Origin of the sequence: Brumimicrobium sp. (assembly GCA_023957385.1) — a bacterium.
Lineage (GTDB): Bacteria > Bacteroidota > Bacteroidia > Flavobacteriales_D > Crocinitomicaceae > Brumimicrobium.
Genome location: JAMLGZ010000001.1, coordinates 1,074,646 through 1,090,598, shown reverse-complemented (window position 1 = coordinate 1,090,598; position 15,953 = coordinate 1,074,646). Strand labels below are relative to the sequence as shown.

Genomic DNA, 15,953 nt, shown 5'->3' with positions numbered 1-15,953 from the left:
CCCCTGCCCCCCTCCAGAGGGGGAGTGGAAAAAATCTCTAATATGCCTTTGCAAAAAGTACTCTCTTGGAAGAAGGTTTTCCTGTAAAGATACATGTTCCAGCCTCTTCTTTTGCATCCAGCGGAATACAGCGAATAGTCGCTTTTGTTTCTTCTTTTACTCTCACTTCTGTTTCACTTGTGCCGTCCCAATGAGCTGAAATAAATCCTCCTTTTTCTTCTAACACTTTCTTAAACTCATCGTATGAATTAACTTCAGTAATATGAGAATCTCTATATGCCTTTGCTTTTGCAAAAAGAGAATGTTGAATATCGTTCAATAATTGCTCTATATGATTTTCAATACCGTCCCAGTTTACCGTTTCTTTGGTTTTTGTATCTCTACGTGCAACCTCTGCCTGACCGTTCTCTAGGTCACGCGGACCAATAGCTACACGTACAGGAACTCCTTTTGCTTCATATTCTGCAAATTTCCATCCCGGTCTTCGATTATCATCATCGTCATAAACTACCGTTATTCCTTTTGATTGAAGCGCTTCTTTCAATACGGCTACTTTAGTTGATATTTCTTCCAATTGCTCAGTGCTCTTATAAATAGGTACAATAGCCACTTGAATAGGAGCAATAGCTGGAGGTAATACCAATCCTTCATCGTCAGAGTGAGTCATAATCAATCCTCCAATTAGTCGAGTAGAAACTCCCCATGAAGTAGCCCACACATAATCCAAAGAGCCATTTTTATCGGCAAATTTCACATCAAAAGCTTTGGCAAAATTTTGTCCTAAAAAGTGAGATGTTCCCGCCTGTAAGGCCTTTCCATCTTGCATCATTGCTTCAATACAATAGGTTTCGTCTGCGCCTGCAAAACGTTCATTTGCTGTTTTAAATCCTTGCACCACAGGCATTGCCATATAATTCTGTACAAAATCTGTGTACACACCCAACATTCTTTCTGCTTCTTCAATGGCTTCCTGACGTGTAGCATGCGCTGTATGACCCTCTTGCCATAAAAATTCAGTTGTACGTAAAAATAAACGAGTTCGCATCTCCCAACGCACCACATTCGCCCATTGATTAATTAAGATAGGTAAATCTCTATATGATTGCACCCAATTCTTATATGAATTCCAAATAATGGTTTCAGAGGTTGGACGAACAATTAATTCCTCTTCTAATTTTGCTTCGGGGTCAACGATTAATTGTCCCTCATTATTCTTCAAACGATAGTGTGTAACAACTGCACATTCTTTGGCAAAACCTTCTACATGCTGTGCTTCTTTATTCAAATATGATTTTGGAATAAAAAGAGGAAAATAAGCATTCGTATGCCCTGTATCTTTAAATTTCTTATCCAAAATCTTTTGAATATTCTCCCAGATAGCATATCCATAAGGCTTGATAACCATACATCCACGTACATCAGAATGTTCAGCCATTCCAGCTCTTTCTATCACTTCACCATACCATTTAGAATAATCTTCCGCTCTTGTTGTTGCCATAAATCACTTCAAAAATTAGAATTGTTAAATTTTTCTTAAAATTTGCCAAATTTGGCATAATTTATGGGCAAAAATAAACGTTCTCTTTGAATTATACACTATTGTATGTAACTTTATAAAAAATAGCGCCATGAAAACATTGAATAAATATCTTTGGGTCGCAGGGTCTTTACTAACCTTGAGCGGTTGTGCCAATTACGGATATATTTCGGAAAATGATGTATATCTGCAAAAACCAACAGAAATCGTACTGAATCAAGATGAAACTGATTTAACCTCATTCAACTCATTTATGGCGCGCCAAAGGGGGCATTATCAAGATGAATATGTAGATCCTCGTTTTACAAATAAAGCAAGAGCCATGCACTATTCGTATGGCTTAATGGCGGGACCCTACTGGTATAGTGTACGTCCTATCGGTTTTGTAGGTGTTGGCCAAACTCCTTGGGATTATGGTTTTGACGCATGGGCGTATGGAGGAAGCAATTATTGGTTATATGCCTACCAAAACAGCATGTGGGGACCTTATGGATATTATAATCGATATAACTATTATGATATGTGGGGAATGTATCCATATTCTTCTTACCCTGCTTATTATTATGGCAATAGTTATTATCCGTATTATCCAAATTATGGATTTTCAAGTCCAAATAATACATCCACTAATAATGGATATTACAATGGTCCACGCACCTCCGTTTCCTCTTCTTCTCATAGAAGCAGTAGCTATCCTCAAACACAACAGCCTGGTATGAATCCGTATCAAACTAGCAAAGTAAATAGTTCAAGCTCTTCCGCTCCTGAAGCAAGCAGAGGAACGCGTGAAAAATATAATGCTTCGACTGCAACTCGAACTACACAAACTGTAGCTAGTAATCCAAGATATATACCAAGTAATTCGTTTGAACGATCAAATCCTAGCTCTACCCGAGTTTCTTCTGAAGCCACACGTGGAAACGATACCCGTTATAATAGCAGAAACACCACTTCTACAAGAGAAATCAATCAAAGTAGAATGAGTTCGGGATATTCTAATGAAGGAATGGGAGTTTCCCGTGAAAGCTCAGGCAATAGAAACTATGGTACTTCTGGTTCAGGTTCAAGTAATAGTTCATATCCTGGTAGAAGGTAATCGCTAAAAACGATGACACAAAAAATAGTTGGTTTTATAATACTGATTTTATGCAGCATGCACGTCTTTTCACAAAACGAAGAAGACGTGCTTCGCTATAGTACAACAGACATATTTGGTTCTGCACGTTTTGAAGCGATGGCTGGTTCTTTTGGAGCTCTAGGTGCAGATATTAGTGCGATTCAAATAAATCCAGCTAGTATAGGGAGATTCTCAAGGTCAACTGCTAGTGCCAGTCTAAACATGAGTTTTCTCCAAAACAAAGCTATATTCAATGAAACAACAACCAATAGTAATTACAATAAATTAGCCTTAAGCACACTAGGCGTTGTATTCACTAATGATTTAAGCACCAAAAACAACGGTAGAAGATATAACCAGATTACGCTTGCTTATACAAGATTGAAGAATTTCTCAAATCATCGCGTTTACGAAGGACAGGAATTTTATTCGTTATTAGACGTATTAGCTAATGATGGTGCAGGCATTGACCCATCTCTGATTTATGATTATAGGCCTTTCACAACGGGATTGGCGTATGACACGTATGCTGTTGATTGGGATGATATATCCGGACAATATTATTCTCGACTCACCAATGGCGACATGTATCATCATCGAGAAATCACAAACGGAGGGGGAATAGGTGAATACCATATTGGATATTCTGAAAATTATGCAAATATTTTATATTATGGCGCTAGTTTAGGCATTCGTCGGGTAAAATACAACGAAAGTTATGATCACACTGAAAGGTTATTGGATACAGTTGGTACTTCCCTACGAAGTTTCACTTATTCATACGACCAAACGACAAAAGGAACAGGATTTAATCTAAAACTCGGGATTTTGTATTTACCAATCAATGAAATTCGTTTGGGTTTAGCCTTTGAAACTCCCTCCATCATTCGATTTGAAGATAAATGGTCGACAAATATGACAGCAGAACACGCTGATGGAGTAAAATCTATCCTTCCAGAATATGTGCCCATTGGTAAATTTAGTTATCGTATCAAAACTCCTATGAAACTGCGTGGCTCTGTTGCGTATATTTTTGGTATGCGCGGTGCCATTAATATAGATGTTGAAATGTCTCATTTACCAGGAGGAAAACTAAGATCACAGGCTGTTTCTAACAACCAAACAGGACCTTTATACAATTTCGATATCGAAAATCAAGAAGTTAAAAATCAATTCCGAACAGTTTTTAATACACGTATTGGGATTGAATATATGATTGCTCATGACCTATACTTGAGAGCCGGCTTTGCTTTGTTACCTCAGCCATATAAGAAAAGCATTGGAAACATAAAAACTCCTGATTTAACTTATTCCGGTGGTTTGGGATGGGAAAACAAATTTGTGTATATCGATGTAAGTTACCGCCTACTCCAAACGCATAGTGATTATTATGCTTTCGACCCTTCTAAAATAGAAAACCGCACACAATTCAAAACAAATGTCCATCACGTTGTACTTACCGCTGGTTTTAAGTTTTGAGAGACAGTACAAGCAATTTCAATTACCTCATACACTTCAATTGACTACCATATAACAAGGCAAAAATGGTAGCAACACTCAAAGATAAGATGACAACAACAGTTGAAACCAGATACATAGGGACTAATACATACATCATAACCACTGGGAGAAGTGAATACACCAAATAGAAATGAAATCCAATCTTTCTTAAATTGAACATAAACATCACTCCTACTGCGCCAATAATCAGACTAATCAAATTTACAACACTATTTATATAATGTTTTTCATTATTAATATACTTTGTATTTTCAATCATAACCTTAAACATACTACGCATATCATCCGAAATACGCGCTCCGGTGGATTCTATTTGAGCCAATGATTCATAAAATTTCGCCTCTTCTACCATCATTTGATCTTCAGTGAGTGGACCATCTGCCAATGAAGTTAATACTCCCACTGTAGTAGAGAAAATATAAAGCATGCTCAATATACAAAGTACTACCAAGAATACAGGACGTTTTCGAGGCTCACTGGCATTTAAGAAATGCTTATCAGAATGTTCTTCATTCATCATAAAGTAGATTTGTTAAGTTGCATAATAAATTGCTTACTCTGTCTTAAATGTGCAGACATATATTCATCTTCCTGAATAAAAGGAATTTCTTTTCTGTAACTTTGATGTATATCTTGTAAAATAGGAGAAGTTTTAGCTACATCTCTAAATTCAAGCGCCTGATTTCCAGCCATTAATTCTATCCCCAATATTTGCCACGTATTCTGAATGACACGGTATAATTTAGTCGCAGCATTAGCCCCCATACTCACATGATCTTCTTGTCCATTCGAAGAATCAATTGTATCTATGGAAGCTGGAGTACATAATTGCTTATTTTGACTCACAATAGATGCAGCCGTATATTGTGCAATCATAAAACCACTATTTAAACCAGGTCTTGCTACCAGAAATGCAGGTAAATTACGTTGCCCTCCCATGAGTTTATATATTCTTCTTTCGGAAATACTTCCTAATTCTGCAAGTGCGATTGCTAAGAAATCAAGATGTAATGCTAAAGGTTGACCATGAAAATTACCTGCAGACACAATCACGTCTTCATCAGGGAAAATCGTTGGATTATCGGTTACTGCATTAATCTCTCGTATAATAATACGTTCTGCTTGTTCTATCACATCCCAACTTGCACCATGTACTTGAGGTACACATCGAAAGCTGTATGGATCTTGTACATTTACTTTTACCTGCTGAATCAATTGACTTCCTTGTAAAAGAGTTCTCATTTCTTTGGCAGTCTTTATTTGCCCCTCCTGATTACGAATAGCATTTACTGAAGGAGTAAATGGATCCATTCGTCCATCATAGGCCTCTAAAGATAGTGCAGCATTGATATTGGCTTGCTTCCATAGTTTCTTTGCCTCATACACTCCGTGTGCTAAAAATGCACTCATAAATTGAGTTCCATTCAATAAAGCCAAACCTTCCTTGGATTGTAATCGAATAGGCTGTAATCCTAATTTGGTAAACACTTCGTGCGTAGCTACTTTACACCCTTGATAATACACTTCACCCTCTCCTATTAACGCCAAAGCTATATGTGCCAAAGGAGCTAAATCTCCTGATGCGCCCAAACTACCTTGTTGATAAACTACAGGTATAATATTTTGATTATAGAAGAAAAGAAGTCTCTCTACAGTTTCTACTTGCACCCCTGAATGGCCATAATGTAACCCTTTTGCCTTCAAAAGCAACATAGTTTTTACTATAGAAGTAGGAACTTCCTCGCCTGTACCACATGCATGCGAGCGAACAAGGTTTACTTGTAATTGTGATAATTCATGACTAGATATAGACTCATTACATAAGGAACCAAAACCAGTATTTATTCCATAAATACTACCATCTGACGCTGCCATCTTTTGATCTAAGAAATCACGGCATTTTTGCACAGCAACCCTTCCTTTTTCTCCCAATACTACTTCATCTCCTGAATGAATAAGATTAAACAATGCGTCTAATTCAATCGTCTGTAAATCAAGAATATATTTACCCATGTTATGTACTTCTCTTTTTTATATACTATTTCTAAAATCAATGCATTGAAAATCAACAACTTATTGATTAGCATTGATTTTTCAAAATTAAGAAATAATTTTAGAATAGAAAGAAGTCAATAAATGTGTTTCGTTTTATTTCAAGAAATCGAAACGAAGATAGAATTGACCATACATTGGATTCGTAGTAGATGACTCATTGAAATAACCCATTTCATTGATATTAATTCTACCAGCGATATTTGTTCCTATGCGTAAGCCTGCGCTCAAACGAGGTGTAAATCGTTGTTCAAACCAAACATAACCTTGCATAGAGAATCGTTTTAATCCATCTGTTCGTCCAGAAAATTTTTCGGTACTCATCAGTGCATGATTCTTATATTGATTTAGAGTCATATTTGTTGACATCAAATAATTTGCTTGCAAGCCAACTCCAAAGGAAGAGGATTTGATGCGATATCCAAATTCTACAGGAATATATAAATCCCAGAAATTCTGATAACTTAAATCATGCTGCTTTGTAACAGGCACTCCTAATTCCATAATGGTTTCTCTTTTAGATAAGATTAAATCAGAGTGATTGATATACTGAGTCCCAATACCAAATTTCAAGCTTAACGATTTTATCTTCATTTCAGTCTGTACAGAGAAATCTAAGATTCCTGATTTGAATGCACGTTTGGACTTGTAATTTTCCATTACACCTCCACTTAATCGGGCAAACACTAAATATTTAGCCGCAGGGATTTCTTTTGCTTGAGAAGGAATTATCTCTGCAATAGCTTGGTTGGAAAGAGCAGATATCGGAGTATAAGGCAGAGAGACATCCAAAGTAGTCGAAACTTGCTGTTCTGTACGAACTTCCTTAGTTATAGCCGGTGTTGTTGCAGATGAGGATTCATTTACAGGAGCTTCCATTACCGAGGATGTTGTTGAACTTTGTATTAAATTTGTGCTATGCATATCTTTTCCAGTAGATGATGCCGATTTTGCAACCCTAGTTTGCTGTGTATCATCTATAGTTGTAGTTTGCTCTGTAGTTGGTTCTTTATCAACGAGTATATTTGTGCTTGTAGAAGAAGATTTTTGCAGTGATTCATTTGATTGTGTAGGAAGTGTTGTAACAGGAGTTGATGCTAAATTATTTTTACGAAGAAAAATTCCGCTTATTAACAGAATCACGACTAAAGTACCTGCGATACTCCAATAAATAAGTCCTCTTCTTTTGGCGTCTTTTTCATCCAATACAGCCTTCATCTCCTTCCAATATGCCGTGTCATACTGGGGGGCTTTCTCTGCATGAGCTGCATCGCTAAACAAACGGTCTATATCTAATTCTTCTTTACTCATATAGCTACATTCTTAGAAACACCTTCCTGCTGTTTCTCAATCATTTCTTTCAATTCTTTTCTTGCTATAGATAAATGCCATTTAGAAGTTCCTTCCGACATATCCATAATTTCTCCAATTTCTTTGTGATTATATCCCTCTATCACATATAGCATAAAAACCTGACGTGTTGCAGGCTTCAGATAATCTAACAAACGTAAAACGCTACTTTCATTAAAATTAGTTTCAGCTTTATTCTCTATGGGTGTAGAGAAATACTCCAACATACGTTCATCTTCGTGTAATCCAACTTTATCCGTATATCTTTTATTTTTTCGATACTCGTCAATAAGTGTATTTGTCATCACTCGTTTCGCCCAAGATGCAAATGGAATCTCATCTATATTCAACTTAGGAAGGTTGTCAATGATTTTTACAAAAGCTAGATTATACATGGACCGAGCATCTTCATTATTGCGATGATAGCGTCGACATATAGGCATAAGAAAACTAAAGCAAGCTTTATAAAGTTCCTCTTGTGCCTTGCGTTTATTCTTTATGCAAGCTTTTAATAAGTCCGTATCAACGTGCATGTAATTATTAACTCTTCGTATGTCAACCTTTCCTTTCAACGTAATCTCAGTCTATCTATTACTTTATTCACAAATACTTTCATTAGTAATACGAAAAAGGAACCTTAACAGTTGGATATTCGCTTAAAAATAAGAAATTTACTTTATAAATTATTAAAGATGAAGCTTCTTTTATTACGACATGGCGATGCTGAAAACAAATCTACCACAGGCAAAGATTTTGATAGAAAACTTTCAGAAGTGGGGAGACGACAAGCTTTACTTGTAAAAGAACAAATAGATGCACTAAACTTCCTACATGATGCAAGCATATACTGCTCGAATGCTCAAAGAACGAAAGATACATGGAATATCATCAAAGGAGAAACTATTGACACAGCAACTTATAAAGATGAATTATATCTTGCCTCGTTGAATCAATTACTTACATTCTTCTGGGAGAATAAACAGCCAAATAACATGCTATTTATTGGACATAATAATGGAATTTCTGAGCTTGCATCATATCTTTTAAATGAGAATGTAGTACTACCTACCTGTGGTATGCTCTTAATTGACTTTCCTACTTTTACTTCATTTTCAGAAATTAGTAAAGGAACAGGAACACTCATTAAATTTCACTTTCCCGACAACTAACTTCGGTGCTATTTAGCTTTCAAATAATTGATTACCACACTTCGCTTTAACTTCAAAGTAGGAGTCAGCATACCATTTTCTATGTTTGGAACAATGGGTAACAGCCTAAAATCAGCTATCTTCTCCCAGGAATTCAGTTGTTTGTTTACACTATTTATCAAAGCTCTTAATTCCCCCAATAATTTGCTATTTGTATAAATATCATCTACGAATTCTCCCATTTTCTTTAGCCTATCAATTACATAATCCTCTGCTATAAACACAACGGCTGAGGGTTGTTTTTCATTTTCTCCTATGATAAGTGCATAATCTATCCATACAGAATTTGCTAGGAGTGACTCTATTTTTTCTGGATGGATAAATTTTCCATTTGACAATTTAAAAGATGTATTCTTTCTACCTACTATCTTCAAAAATTTCTCATCTATTATTTCTCCTAAATCTCCTGTTTTAAACCATCCATCAGGTGTAAAGACTTCTTGAGATAATTCAGGAAGCTTATAATAACCTTTCATGACAGCATCTCCTTTTACCCATATCTCACTCTCTTCAGATATTCTAATTTCAATATTACTTAAGACTGGGCCAGTAGTTCCTAGCTTAAGTCCATCAGGAGCATAACTCACTGAAATAGTAGGAGAGGTTTCCGTTAATCCATAACCTTCCATTATCGGGATATCCGCAGCAAAAAACACACGTGCTATCTCTATCGGGAGCGTTGCTGAAGCAGATGATATAGTTATGATTTCTCCTCCTAATGCTTGTTTAAATTTAGATAACACCAACTTTCGAGCAAAGAACAGTTTGATTTTATACCAAAAGGAGTTATGTGCTAAGTCAAAACGCTCAGCTACTCGTATACTCCATGAGAATATAATTTTCTTAAATCCACCTAATTGGCCTCCCGTTGCAATAAATTTCTCGTAAACCTTTTCTATAAAACGTGGTACTGCAGAAAATAGATGTGGTTTAACTTCCTTCACATTATCTGCTATTTTCAACAAACTCTCCGCATAATACACAGAATATCCCATGTACATATAGAGATATATCATCATGCGTTCATACACATGGCTTATAGGTAAAAAGGATAGAACCCGACAACCAGGGAAACCCGGTATTCGCTCACTCCCGCCAAAAACACTAGCTAACATATTGCGATGTGTCAGCATTACTCCTTTGGGATCTCCTCCTGTTCCAGAAGTATAAATAATCGTTGCAATATCATCTTCTTGGAGTATTTGCTTTATTTCGGCAATAGCCATACTATTTTCTATCTCTCCTGAAGGGAATCCCCATAACTTTATATGAAAGACTTCTTCTAATGAAGGGATTTCATTTGCCAATTCAGAAACAGATTGCAGCAAGCCATCATTTTCTACAAAACAAAAACGAGATTCAGAATGTTTCAATATAAACTTATAGTCATCAACTATCATATTAGGAAAAATTGGAATTACAATTCCGCCTATTTGTTGAATGGCTAAATCCAATAAGTTCCATTCGATACAAGCCGAAGACATAATTGCAATTTTATCTCCCTTTTTCACACCTAAGGAAAGAAGCCTTTCAGAATAAGCATCCATTAATCGAATAAACTCATGTGAACTAACCGCCTTCCATTCTTTTTTTTCTTTCTGCAGAAGGAGTTTCTCTAAAGGATGTTTTTGTGCATTAAACCTTGGAATATCAAATAAAAATTTAATTTTGTTCATAAATAAGAGATACTATTATTCTAACAAAGATAAGAAATTGATTCAAGTTAAATAGATGATACTCAATATGGCTTTTTGGAAACAATATTATATCAAAATAATTTTACTTTCTGTTTTGGCAGGAATACTTACTGCTGTAGCATGGCAAAACACCTATCTTTTTCCTTTACAAATTATTGGTTTTGTTCCATTTTTATTTGCTGTTTTAGCTGTAAGGAAATCGTCTAAGAGTTTTTTAAAAAAGATTCTAAATCTGCTACTCATCACTTTTGTATTTAGAGGAGTTGCACTTTCTCTAGGTTTATATTGGCTTTTTGATGTATCAGTAGGTGCTTTGATCATTTTAGTTAGTACGGATGTTATTTTGGTTTCCTTAATACTCATACCGTCCCTTATCCGTCGTGTTCATTTTAGCATAATTGTGCCTCTTTTTATACTCTTTGAATATTTAATGCAGAACTCACTCATGCTTGCCCCTTTCTATTTAATGGGTTATGCATGGTCTATTCATATCTCACTGATTCAATACTATTCTCTCTTAGGTGTAGAAGGTGGTTCTTTGATGATCTACTTAATGAACTATGCTATTTTCGAATGTATTCGCATCAAAAGAATCAGTAAATTAAATTATGCTATTTTCAGTATTTTTATATTGCTCACCACTTATAGTATAATCAAGTATTACTCAGTTAAAGATATCGAATGGGACGCAGAAGCAAAGATTTCTCTTCTTCATTCTGAAATTAATTTTTCAACAATAGAATACGTTGAAAATCCAAATATCCTAGTAGATGAAGTTCAAAAAGTTGCAGCAAAGAATTCATTAATTGTTTTACCTGAGAGTTTTTTCACTCGCTTGGATTGGTATGAATATCTTCCCAAAAACAAGACTATTCAATATATAGATTCTCTCAATCAAGTTAATAATCAACAAGTTTTGCTTGGTGCCATGATTTACAGACCTACTAATCATCCAACTCCTCAATCGAGAGTTTTTGAAGGAAGATACTACAACACACATAACATTTCTCTTTTAAAGGACAAAAGAATCCATATCAAATCCAAACAAGTATTCATTCCTTTTCTGGAATATATACCTAGCAATGCTGTTGCACAACAAATCAACAAATGGGTGCCTACTGTAGGAGATGCTCGGAAGGTAAATCCAATGGATATATTTGATGATTTTAAATATAAAGACAAACGATTCAATATTTTGCTCTGCTATGCAAGTATTTTCCCGAACATTGTAACCGAAAGATCTCAAAGCAGCACATTTTTAACAATTCAAGCAAATGAAAACTGGCACACAAGTCACACATGTTCCTATCAATACTTAAACATCAATAAAGCAAACACCATTCAAGTAGGAATCCCAACTTATCGCTCGTCTAATTATGGCTATACAGCATTTATAAAACCCAATGGAGATACTGAATACCTATACAAAACCGGAAAGCCTTTTTCTGCACTTGTAGTTCCCCTTCCCAAACGAGTTTCCACTTCATTTTACACAAAAATAGCTGGATACTCTTATTGGCTCAGTGGAATCGGGATAGGTCTATTATTTCTGCTAGGATTTTTAAAAATAAATCCTAAGAAATAAACTATTTTGCAACAATAATACGACGTACTAAAGGTTCCTGGTTTGTAGATACATATCGGACAAAATAAGTACCATTTGCATACATTGAAACATCAATATTAGCAGCAGACTGATTCTGAACGTGAGTGACAGACATCAACTGGCCATCAATAGCATATAGCTCAACTTCTCCGAGCAATAAACCTTCACCCAACTCTAGTACAAACTGTGTAGATGCCGGATTAGGATATACAAATAAATTATGTGAACTATTTTCTTGTGCTAGCCCCATTTCTGCCTCGTTGTATATATTGATATTATCCATGTAAAAATTATTTCCATTTTTACTTCCAAATTGAAAACGTATCATTTCATGATTGGATTTATTTGTTCCAACTACAACTAGTTTTTCGGCATGCTCCCATTCATCCTGAGTGGGAAAGAATTCTGTTTCTACATCCCCCAAACAAGTATTTGAAAGAACAAAGACATTTTTATTCACCCAAGTCTCACCGCAATCTTCACTCACTTGGAAATAAAGTTTTTCACCATTTCCTCCCCCAGACTTGGCATACGCATAATCAAAAGAAACAACATATTTTGTGTACATAGAAACATCAAATGGTTTACTCACGATGGAATAAACACTATTGGGAACACCATTGAAATTATCTACATATAGAGAATAATCACTGTCTTTACCATATGGCGTACGTTGAAATGCAAATAACTCATTCTCTGGAATGCACCAACGATTTGCAAAATTTGTTTCGCTTTCAAAATTCTCAATTAATTTATTAGATGTAGGAAGCTTATCCAATACCTGTATAAAATCAGTTTTTGTTTCTGTTAATGTTTCTGTTCCCTGATAAACTTTTAGAGACACATCATAAACACCCGGTTGACTATACACAATCGTAACAGTTGAATCCGTAGAAGAAGTTATGTTTCCTCCTTGGAAAGTCCATTCTCTTGCCGTAATTCCGTGATAAGACAAATCCGTAAAGGTTACCGATTCCCCAACACAAATCACTTTCTTGTTTGCATCAAATACACAGTGACAAAGATTATCCGCATCTATTACCCCTGTTGAGATTAAATTAGCATTGGTCCATAGATTATTTCTATTAGCAACAGAAGAATTTAACGCAGCATGAATACGTAATTTTTGCCCTTCCGTAAATAAACGATGGCAATATGAATAATCCATATAATTTTGAACCATATCTAAAGAACCACAAGAAACAGAACTCAGATTACAACTACTCCAACCTATTGTATTGGGCGTATCACTCACCTCATCATCATAGGCACAGTTTCCAGCATTCCCTACAGGTAAATAATAGAATTCAGGCACATTATTTCCACCCCAGATATGATATAAATTCAGGTAATGACCAATTTCGTGTGTTAAGACGGTCTGCTTAAAAGGATCTGAAGTTCCAATAGAACCGATATAACTGTGTTGCATAACAATGCCGTCCCATTCGGGAATAGTATCGGCAACAGCGGGCATCAAAGCATGTCCCGCTAAATTTGGTCCAACATTATTACATACATAAATATTAAGGTACTTTTCAGGTGGCCAGTGGACAAGGGACTTCACTACATGACCTCCCGTGTTTGTCAAAGGAGAATAGGTTCGTGTGATTCCATTGGTGCAATTTCCATCTGGATCAATTTTTGCCAAACGAATTTCAACTTCTACATCAGCCGCCAGATGCTTAAAATCATTAACTATTTCTGTGGTGTCGGCATTGAGTTTGCGCAACTGAATGTTCACTTGTTTAACTGCATCGTAAATTTGTTCATCTGAAATATTTCCAGCACCATAATCATGGATTACATGAAAAACTACTGGAATAATATAAGTAGCCCCGCTCTTGTCAAATACATAATTTTGTACATATTCTTTTGTAAAAGCATCTAATTGTTGCTTAGCTCTCAGGTATCCTGACTGTAATTCAGGGTGTTCTGAAAAAATATGTGTATTAACTTCATCTGCTCCACAGGAAAAGTCCATATTCTGAACATATACAATGGAATAATGAATTAAGAATGATATGAATAGAAAAAAACGTAATTTCATAAGAATGTATTTAGAGAATAAAGATATAAACTTTTATCTTCTATTTATTCACATTTTTAGGAATTAGGAGAAATAATTTCTAATTTTAAAAAAAATAAAGATATGGAAATAGCGGATGTATTAAGAAACAATGAGAAATGGGTAAATGAAAAACTAACAAAAGATTCGGAATTCTTCAAACAAATGGCTGAAGGTCAATCCCCTTCTTTTCTCTTTATAGGATGCTCCGACAGTAGAGTAACTGCCGAAGCTATGATGGGTGTTGGTCCTGGCGAAGTATTTTCTCACCGCAATATATCCAACATGGCTCCTAATAATGATCTCAATGTACTATCTGTTATTTACTATGCTGTTGAATATTTAAAAGTTCCCCACATTATAGTGTGTGGCCACTATGGCTGTGGCGGCATCAAAGCTGCTATGCTGCCAAAAGATAATGGCTTGCTTAACCCTTGGTTGCGAAATATCCGTGATGTATATCGCTTACACAAGACAGAACTCAACGCTATCAAGGATGAAGCAAAACGTTATGATCGTCTGGTAGAATTGAATGTATATGAACAAGTAATCAATGTTATTAAGACCAAAAGTGTACAACTTGCTATATCCAGAAAGGAAGTGCAAGTACACGGTTGGGTGTTTGACATGAAAACAGGAAGAATCATCGACCAAAAGATTGATGTGGATCAAATCATGAATGAAATCATGAGTGTTTACAATGTCATAGATTAACTTTATACTTCTTTTATAGGTTTTATATATATTTGCTTTATTTTTTATTCATAAAATAATGAGGCTACTATTATTTATATTAGGATTTCTACTTATTTTTCCAATACAACAAGGAAAAGCACAAGCTTTTTTAACAAACCCTTTTGGAGCAAGCTATTGGCAACCTAAATTTGGATTTAGTGGGGCAACTTTTTTTCATAACAAAGACTTTATCCTAGATTTCGGAGTGGGCTATGATGAATTAGGTTATGATTTTACCGTGACTTTCAATGGGGCTTTTAGACCATATCAGAAAACTATATTATTTGAAGAATCTGACAAATTATTCATCCAAACAAAAGAAAAGGTTTATCAATTTTCTATTGATTTAGAAAAGCGATTTAATTTCTTAGAATTTGGCGACGGGAATAAATTAGGTCTGTATGCTTTAGGAAAATTTAGCTTCTTTTGGGGACGCTATCGAGGGTTTTACAATTCACATAATCAAAAATTCATTATTCATCCAAGTGGGGGATTTCAAGCTGAGTTCAAAAAAGCATTCCGAATATATGCAGGATATTTGTACTTCAACACCATCCCAAGTGCTAGTCCACACATGGCTGTAATCAAACTAAATTTTGCCATAGGTAAAAATAGAGACGAATAAACGAAAAGGAAAAGATATGAAAAAACTATATTATATATCACTTATCTGTATTATCTGCATTTCTCTGAGTTCTTGCTTTAAGAAAAAAGAAAAGGAAATTTGTGACGAGAATAAAATCTGTTATACGGAAGGACCAGATGACTTATATGTCAAGCTTAAGATCTCTAAATCAAATAAACCTGTTGAGATACGCATGTATAAAGGATATTATGACAAAGGAGAAAAGATTGATAAATTTTTTACAAATAATACAGAAGAAACTTATTTATTGCCTATTGATAATCGCTACACGGCTACTGCCAAATATGTAGTAAATGGAGATACTATTATGGTGATAGATAGTGATGAATTAGGTAACGGTGCATACAAGAATTGTGATAAATCATGCTATGATTGGGAAGAAGGCATTTTATTAGATCTCGAATTAAAGAAATGATATC

The 15,953-nt window shown here is 35.2% G+C and carries 14 protein-coding genes; 7 read left to right on the top strand and 7 right to left on the bottom strand.

Annotated features, from left to right (window positions below):
- Positions 1-37 precede the first annotated feature (37 nt).
- Positions 38-1,498 carry a proline--tRNA ligase gene (gene proS, locus M9897_04790; GenBank protein MCO5268196.1) on the bottom strand — a complete coding sequence of 487 codons (1,461 nt, stop codon included), beginning with the start codon at positions 1,496-1,498 and terminating at the stop codon, positions 38-40.
- Between the two features lie 130 nt (positions 1,499-1,628).
- On the opposite strand from proS, the gene M9897_04785 reads away from it, so the two are divergent.
- Positions 1,629-2,633 carry a hypothetical protein gene (locus M9897_04785; protein MCO5268195.1) on the top strand — a complete coding sequence of 335 codons (1,005 nt, stop codon included), beginning with the start codon at positions 1,629-1,631 and terminating at the stop codon, positions 2,631-2,633.
- Between the two features lie 12 nt (positions 2,634-2,645).
- The gene (locus M9897_04780; GenBank protein MCO5268194.1) at positions 2,646-4,133 is read left to right on the top strand and encodes a hypothetical protein; all 1,488 of its coding nucleotides are present in this window, start codon (positions 2,646-2,648) and stop codon (positions 4,131-4,133) included.
- A gap of 22 nt (positions 4,134-4,155) precedes the next feature.
- On the opposite strand, the gene M9897_04775 is transcribed toward M9897_04780, so the two are convergent.
- From M9897_04775 to M9897_04760, 4 genes are all read right to left on the bottom strand, one after another.
- The gene (locus M9897_04775) at positions 4,156-4,695 is read right to left on the bottom strand and encodes a hypothetical protein (protein ID MCO5268193.1); all 540 of its coding nucleotides are present in this window, start codon (positions 4,693-4,695) and stop codon (positions 4,156-4,158) included.
- Positions 4,692-6,188: a histidine ammonia-lyase gene (gene hutH / locus M9897_04770; protein ID MCO5268192.1), complete on the bottom strand. Its 1,497-nt coding sequence runs from the start codon at positions 6,186-6,188 to the stop codon at positions 4,692-4,694. Before hutH ends, M9897_04775 begins: the two co-directional genes overlap by 4 nt.
- 135 nt (positions 6,189-6,323) lie before the next feature.
- Positions 6,324-7,538 carry a hypothetical protein gene (locus M9897_04765; GenBank protein MCO5268191.1) on the bottom strand — a complete coding sequence of 405 codons (1,215 nt, stop codon included), beginning with the start codon at positions 7,536-7,538 and terminating at the stop codon, positions 6,324-6,326.
- Positions 7,535-8,110, bottom strand: coding sequence for an RNA polymerase sigma factor (locus M9897_04760; GenBank protein MCO5268190.1), 576 nt, complete (start codon positions 8,108-8,110; stop codon positions 7,535-7,537). Before M9897_04760 ends, M9897_04765 begins: the two co-directional genes overlap by 4 nt.
- 159 nt (positions 8,111-8,269) lie before the next feature.
- Here M9897_04760 and M9897_04755 point away from each other — a divergent pair, with 159 nt between their 5' ends.
- Positions 8,270-8,746 (top strand): histidine phosphatase family protein, encoded by a 477-nt coding sequence (locus M9897_04755; protein MCO5268189.1) that lies wholly within the window; start codon positions 8,270-8,272, stop codon positions 8,744-8,746.
- Positions 8,747-8,754: 8 nt separating this feature from the next.
- Here the strand turns inward: M9897_04755 and M9897_04750 are convergent, their stop codons facing one another.
- Positions 8,755-10,461, bottom strand: a complete 1,707-nt coding sequence (locus M9897_04750) for a long-chain fatty acid--CoA ligase (protein ID MCO5268188.1) — start codon at positions 10,459-10,461, stop codon at positions 8,755-8,757.
- A 67-nt stretch (positions 10,462-10,528) separates the two neighbouring features.
- Here M9897_04750 and M9897_04745 point away from each other — a divergent pair, with 67 nt between their 5' ends.
- Positions 10,529-12,067, top strand: a complete 1,539-nt coding sequence (locus tag M9897_04745) for a hypothetical protein (GenBank protein MCO5268187.1) — start codon at positions 10,529-10,531, stop codon at positions 12,065-12,067.
- Position 12,068: 1 nt separating this feature from the next.
- On the opposite strand, the gene M9897_04740 is transcribed toward M9897_04745, so the two are convergent.
- The gene (locus tag M9897_04740; protein MCO5268186.1) at positions 12,069-14,135 is read right to left on the bottom strand and encodes a M43 family zinc metalloprotease; all 2,067 of its coding nucleotides are present in this window, start codon (positions 14,133-14,135) and stop codon (positions 12,069-12,071) included.
- Between the two features lie 102 nt (positions 14,136-14,237).
- Here M9897_04740 and M9897_04735 point away from each other — a divergent pair, with 102 nt between their 5' ends.
- Genes M9897_04735 through M9897_04725 form a run of 3 tightly spaced genes read left to right on the top strand, consistent with a single transcriptional unit; the run spans position 14,238 to position 15,949 of the window.
- A complete protein-coding gene (locus M9897_04735; GenBank protein MCO5268185.1) occupies positions 14,238-14,867 on the top strand; it encodes a carbonic anhydrase in 630 nt (209 codons plus the stop codon).
- Positions 14,868-14,925: 58 nt separating this feature from the next.
- Positions 14,926-15,513, top strand: coding sequence for a hypothetical protein (locus tag M9897_04730; protein ID MCO5268184.1), 588 nt, complete (start codon positions 14,926-14,928; stop codon positions 15,511-15,513).
- A 16-nt stretch (positions 15,514-15,529) separates the two neighbouring features.
- Positions 15,530-15,949, top strand: a complete 420-nt coding sequence (locus M9897_04725) for a hypothetical protein (protein ID MCO5268183.1) — start codon at positions 15,530-15,532, stop codon at positions 15,947-15,949.
- Positions 15,950-15,953 lie beyond the last annotated feature (4 nt).

What these genes read in the sequence shown, in the direction of transcription:
- M9897_04775 (MCO5268193.1), bottom strand. Translation starts at nt 4,695, where the DNA reads ATGATGAATGAAGAACATTCTGATAAGCATTTCTTAAATGCCAGTGAG.
- M9897_04750 (MCO5268188.1), bottom strand. Translation starts at nt 10,461, where the DNA reads ATGAACAAAATTAAATTTTTATTTGATATTCCAAGGTTTAATGCACAA.
- proS (MCO5268196.1), bottom strand. Translation starts at nt 1,498, where the DNA reads ATGGCAACAACAAGAGCGGAAGATTATTCTAAATGGTATGGTGAAGTG.
- M9897_04740 (MCO5268186.1), bottom strand. Translation starts at nt 14,135, where the DNA reads ATGAAATTACGTTTTTTTCTATTCATATCATTCTTAATTCATTATTCC.
- hutH (MCO5268192.1), bottom strand. Translation starts at nt 6,188, where the DNA reads ATGGGTAAATATATTCTTGATTTACAGACGATTGAATTAGACGCATTG.
- M9897_04780 (MCO5268194.1), top strand. Translation starts at nt 2,646, where the DNA reads ATGACACAAAAAATAGTTGGTTTTATAATACTGATTTTATGCAGCATG.
- M9897_04725 (MCO5268183.1), top strand. Translation starts at nt 15,530, where the DNA reads ATGAAAAAACTATATTATATATCACTTATCTGTATTATCTGCATTTCT.
- M9897_04785 (MCO5268195.1), top strand. Translation starts at nt 1,629, where the DNA reads ATGAAAACATTGAATAAATATCTTTGGGTCGCAGGGTCTTTACTAACC.
- M9897_04760 (MCO5268190.1), bottom strand. Translation starts at nt 8,110, where the DNA reads ATGCACGTTGATACGGACTTATTAAAAGCTTGCATAAAGAATAAACGC.
- M9897_04730 (MCO5268184.1), top strand. Translation starts at nt 14,926, where the DNA reads ATGAGGCTACTATTATTTATATTAGGATTTCTACTTATTTTTCCAATA.
- M9897_04755 (MCO5268189.1), top strand. Translation starts at nt 8,270, where the DNA reads ATGAAGCTTCTTTTATTACGACATGGCGATGCTGAAAACAAATCTACC.
- M9897_04735 (MCO5268185.1), top strand. Translation starts at nt 14,238, where the DNA reads ATGGAAATAGCGGATGTATTAAGAAACAATGAGAAATGGGTAAATGAA.
- M9897_04745 (MCO5268187.1), top strand. Translation starts at nt 10,529, where the DNA reads ATGGCTTTTTGGAAACAATATTATATCAAAATAATTTTACTTTCTGTT.
- M9897_04765 (MCO5268191.1), bottom strand. Translation starts at nt 7,538, where the DNA reads ATGAGTAAAGAAGAATTAGATATAGACCGTTTGTTTAGCGATGCAGCT.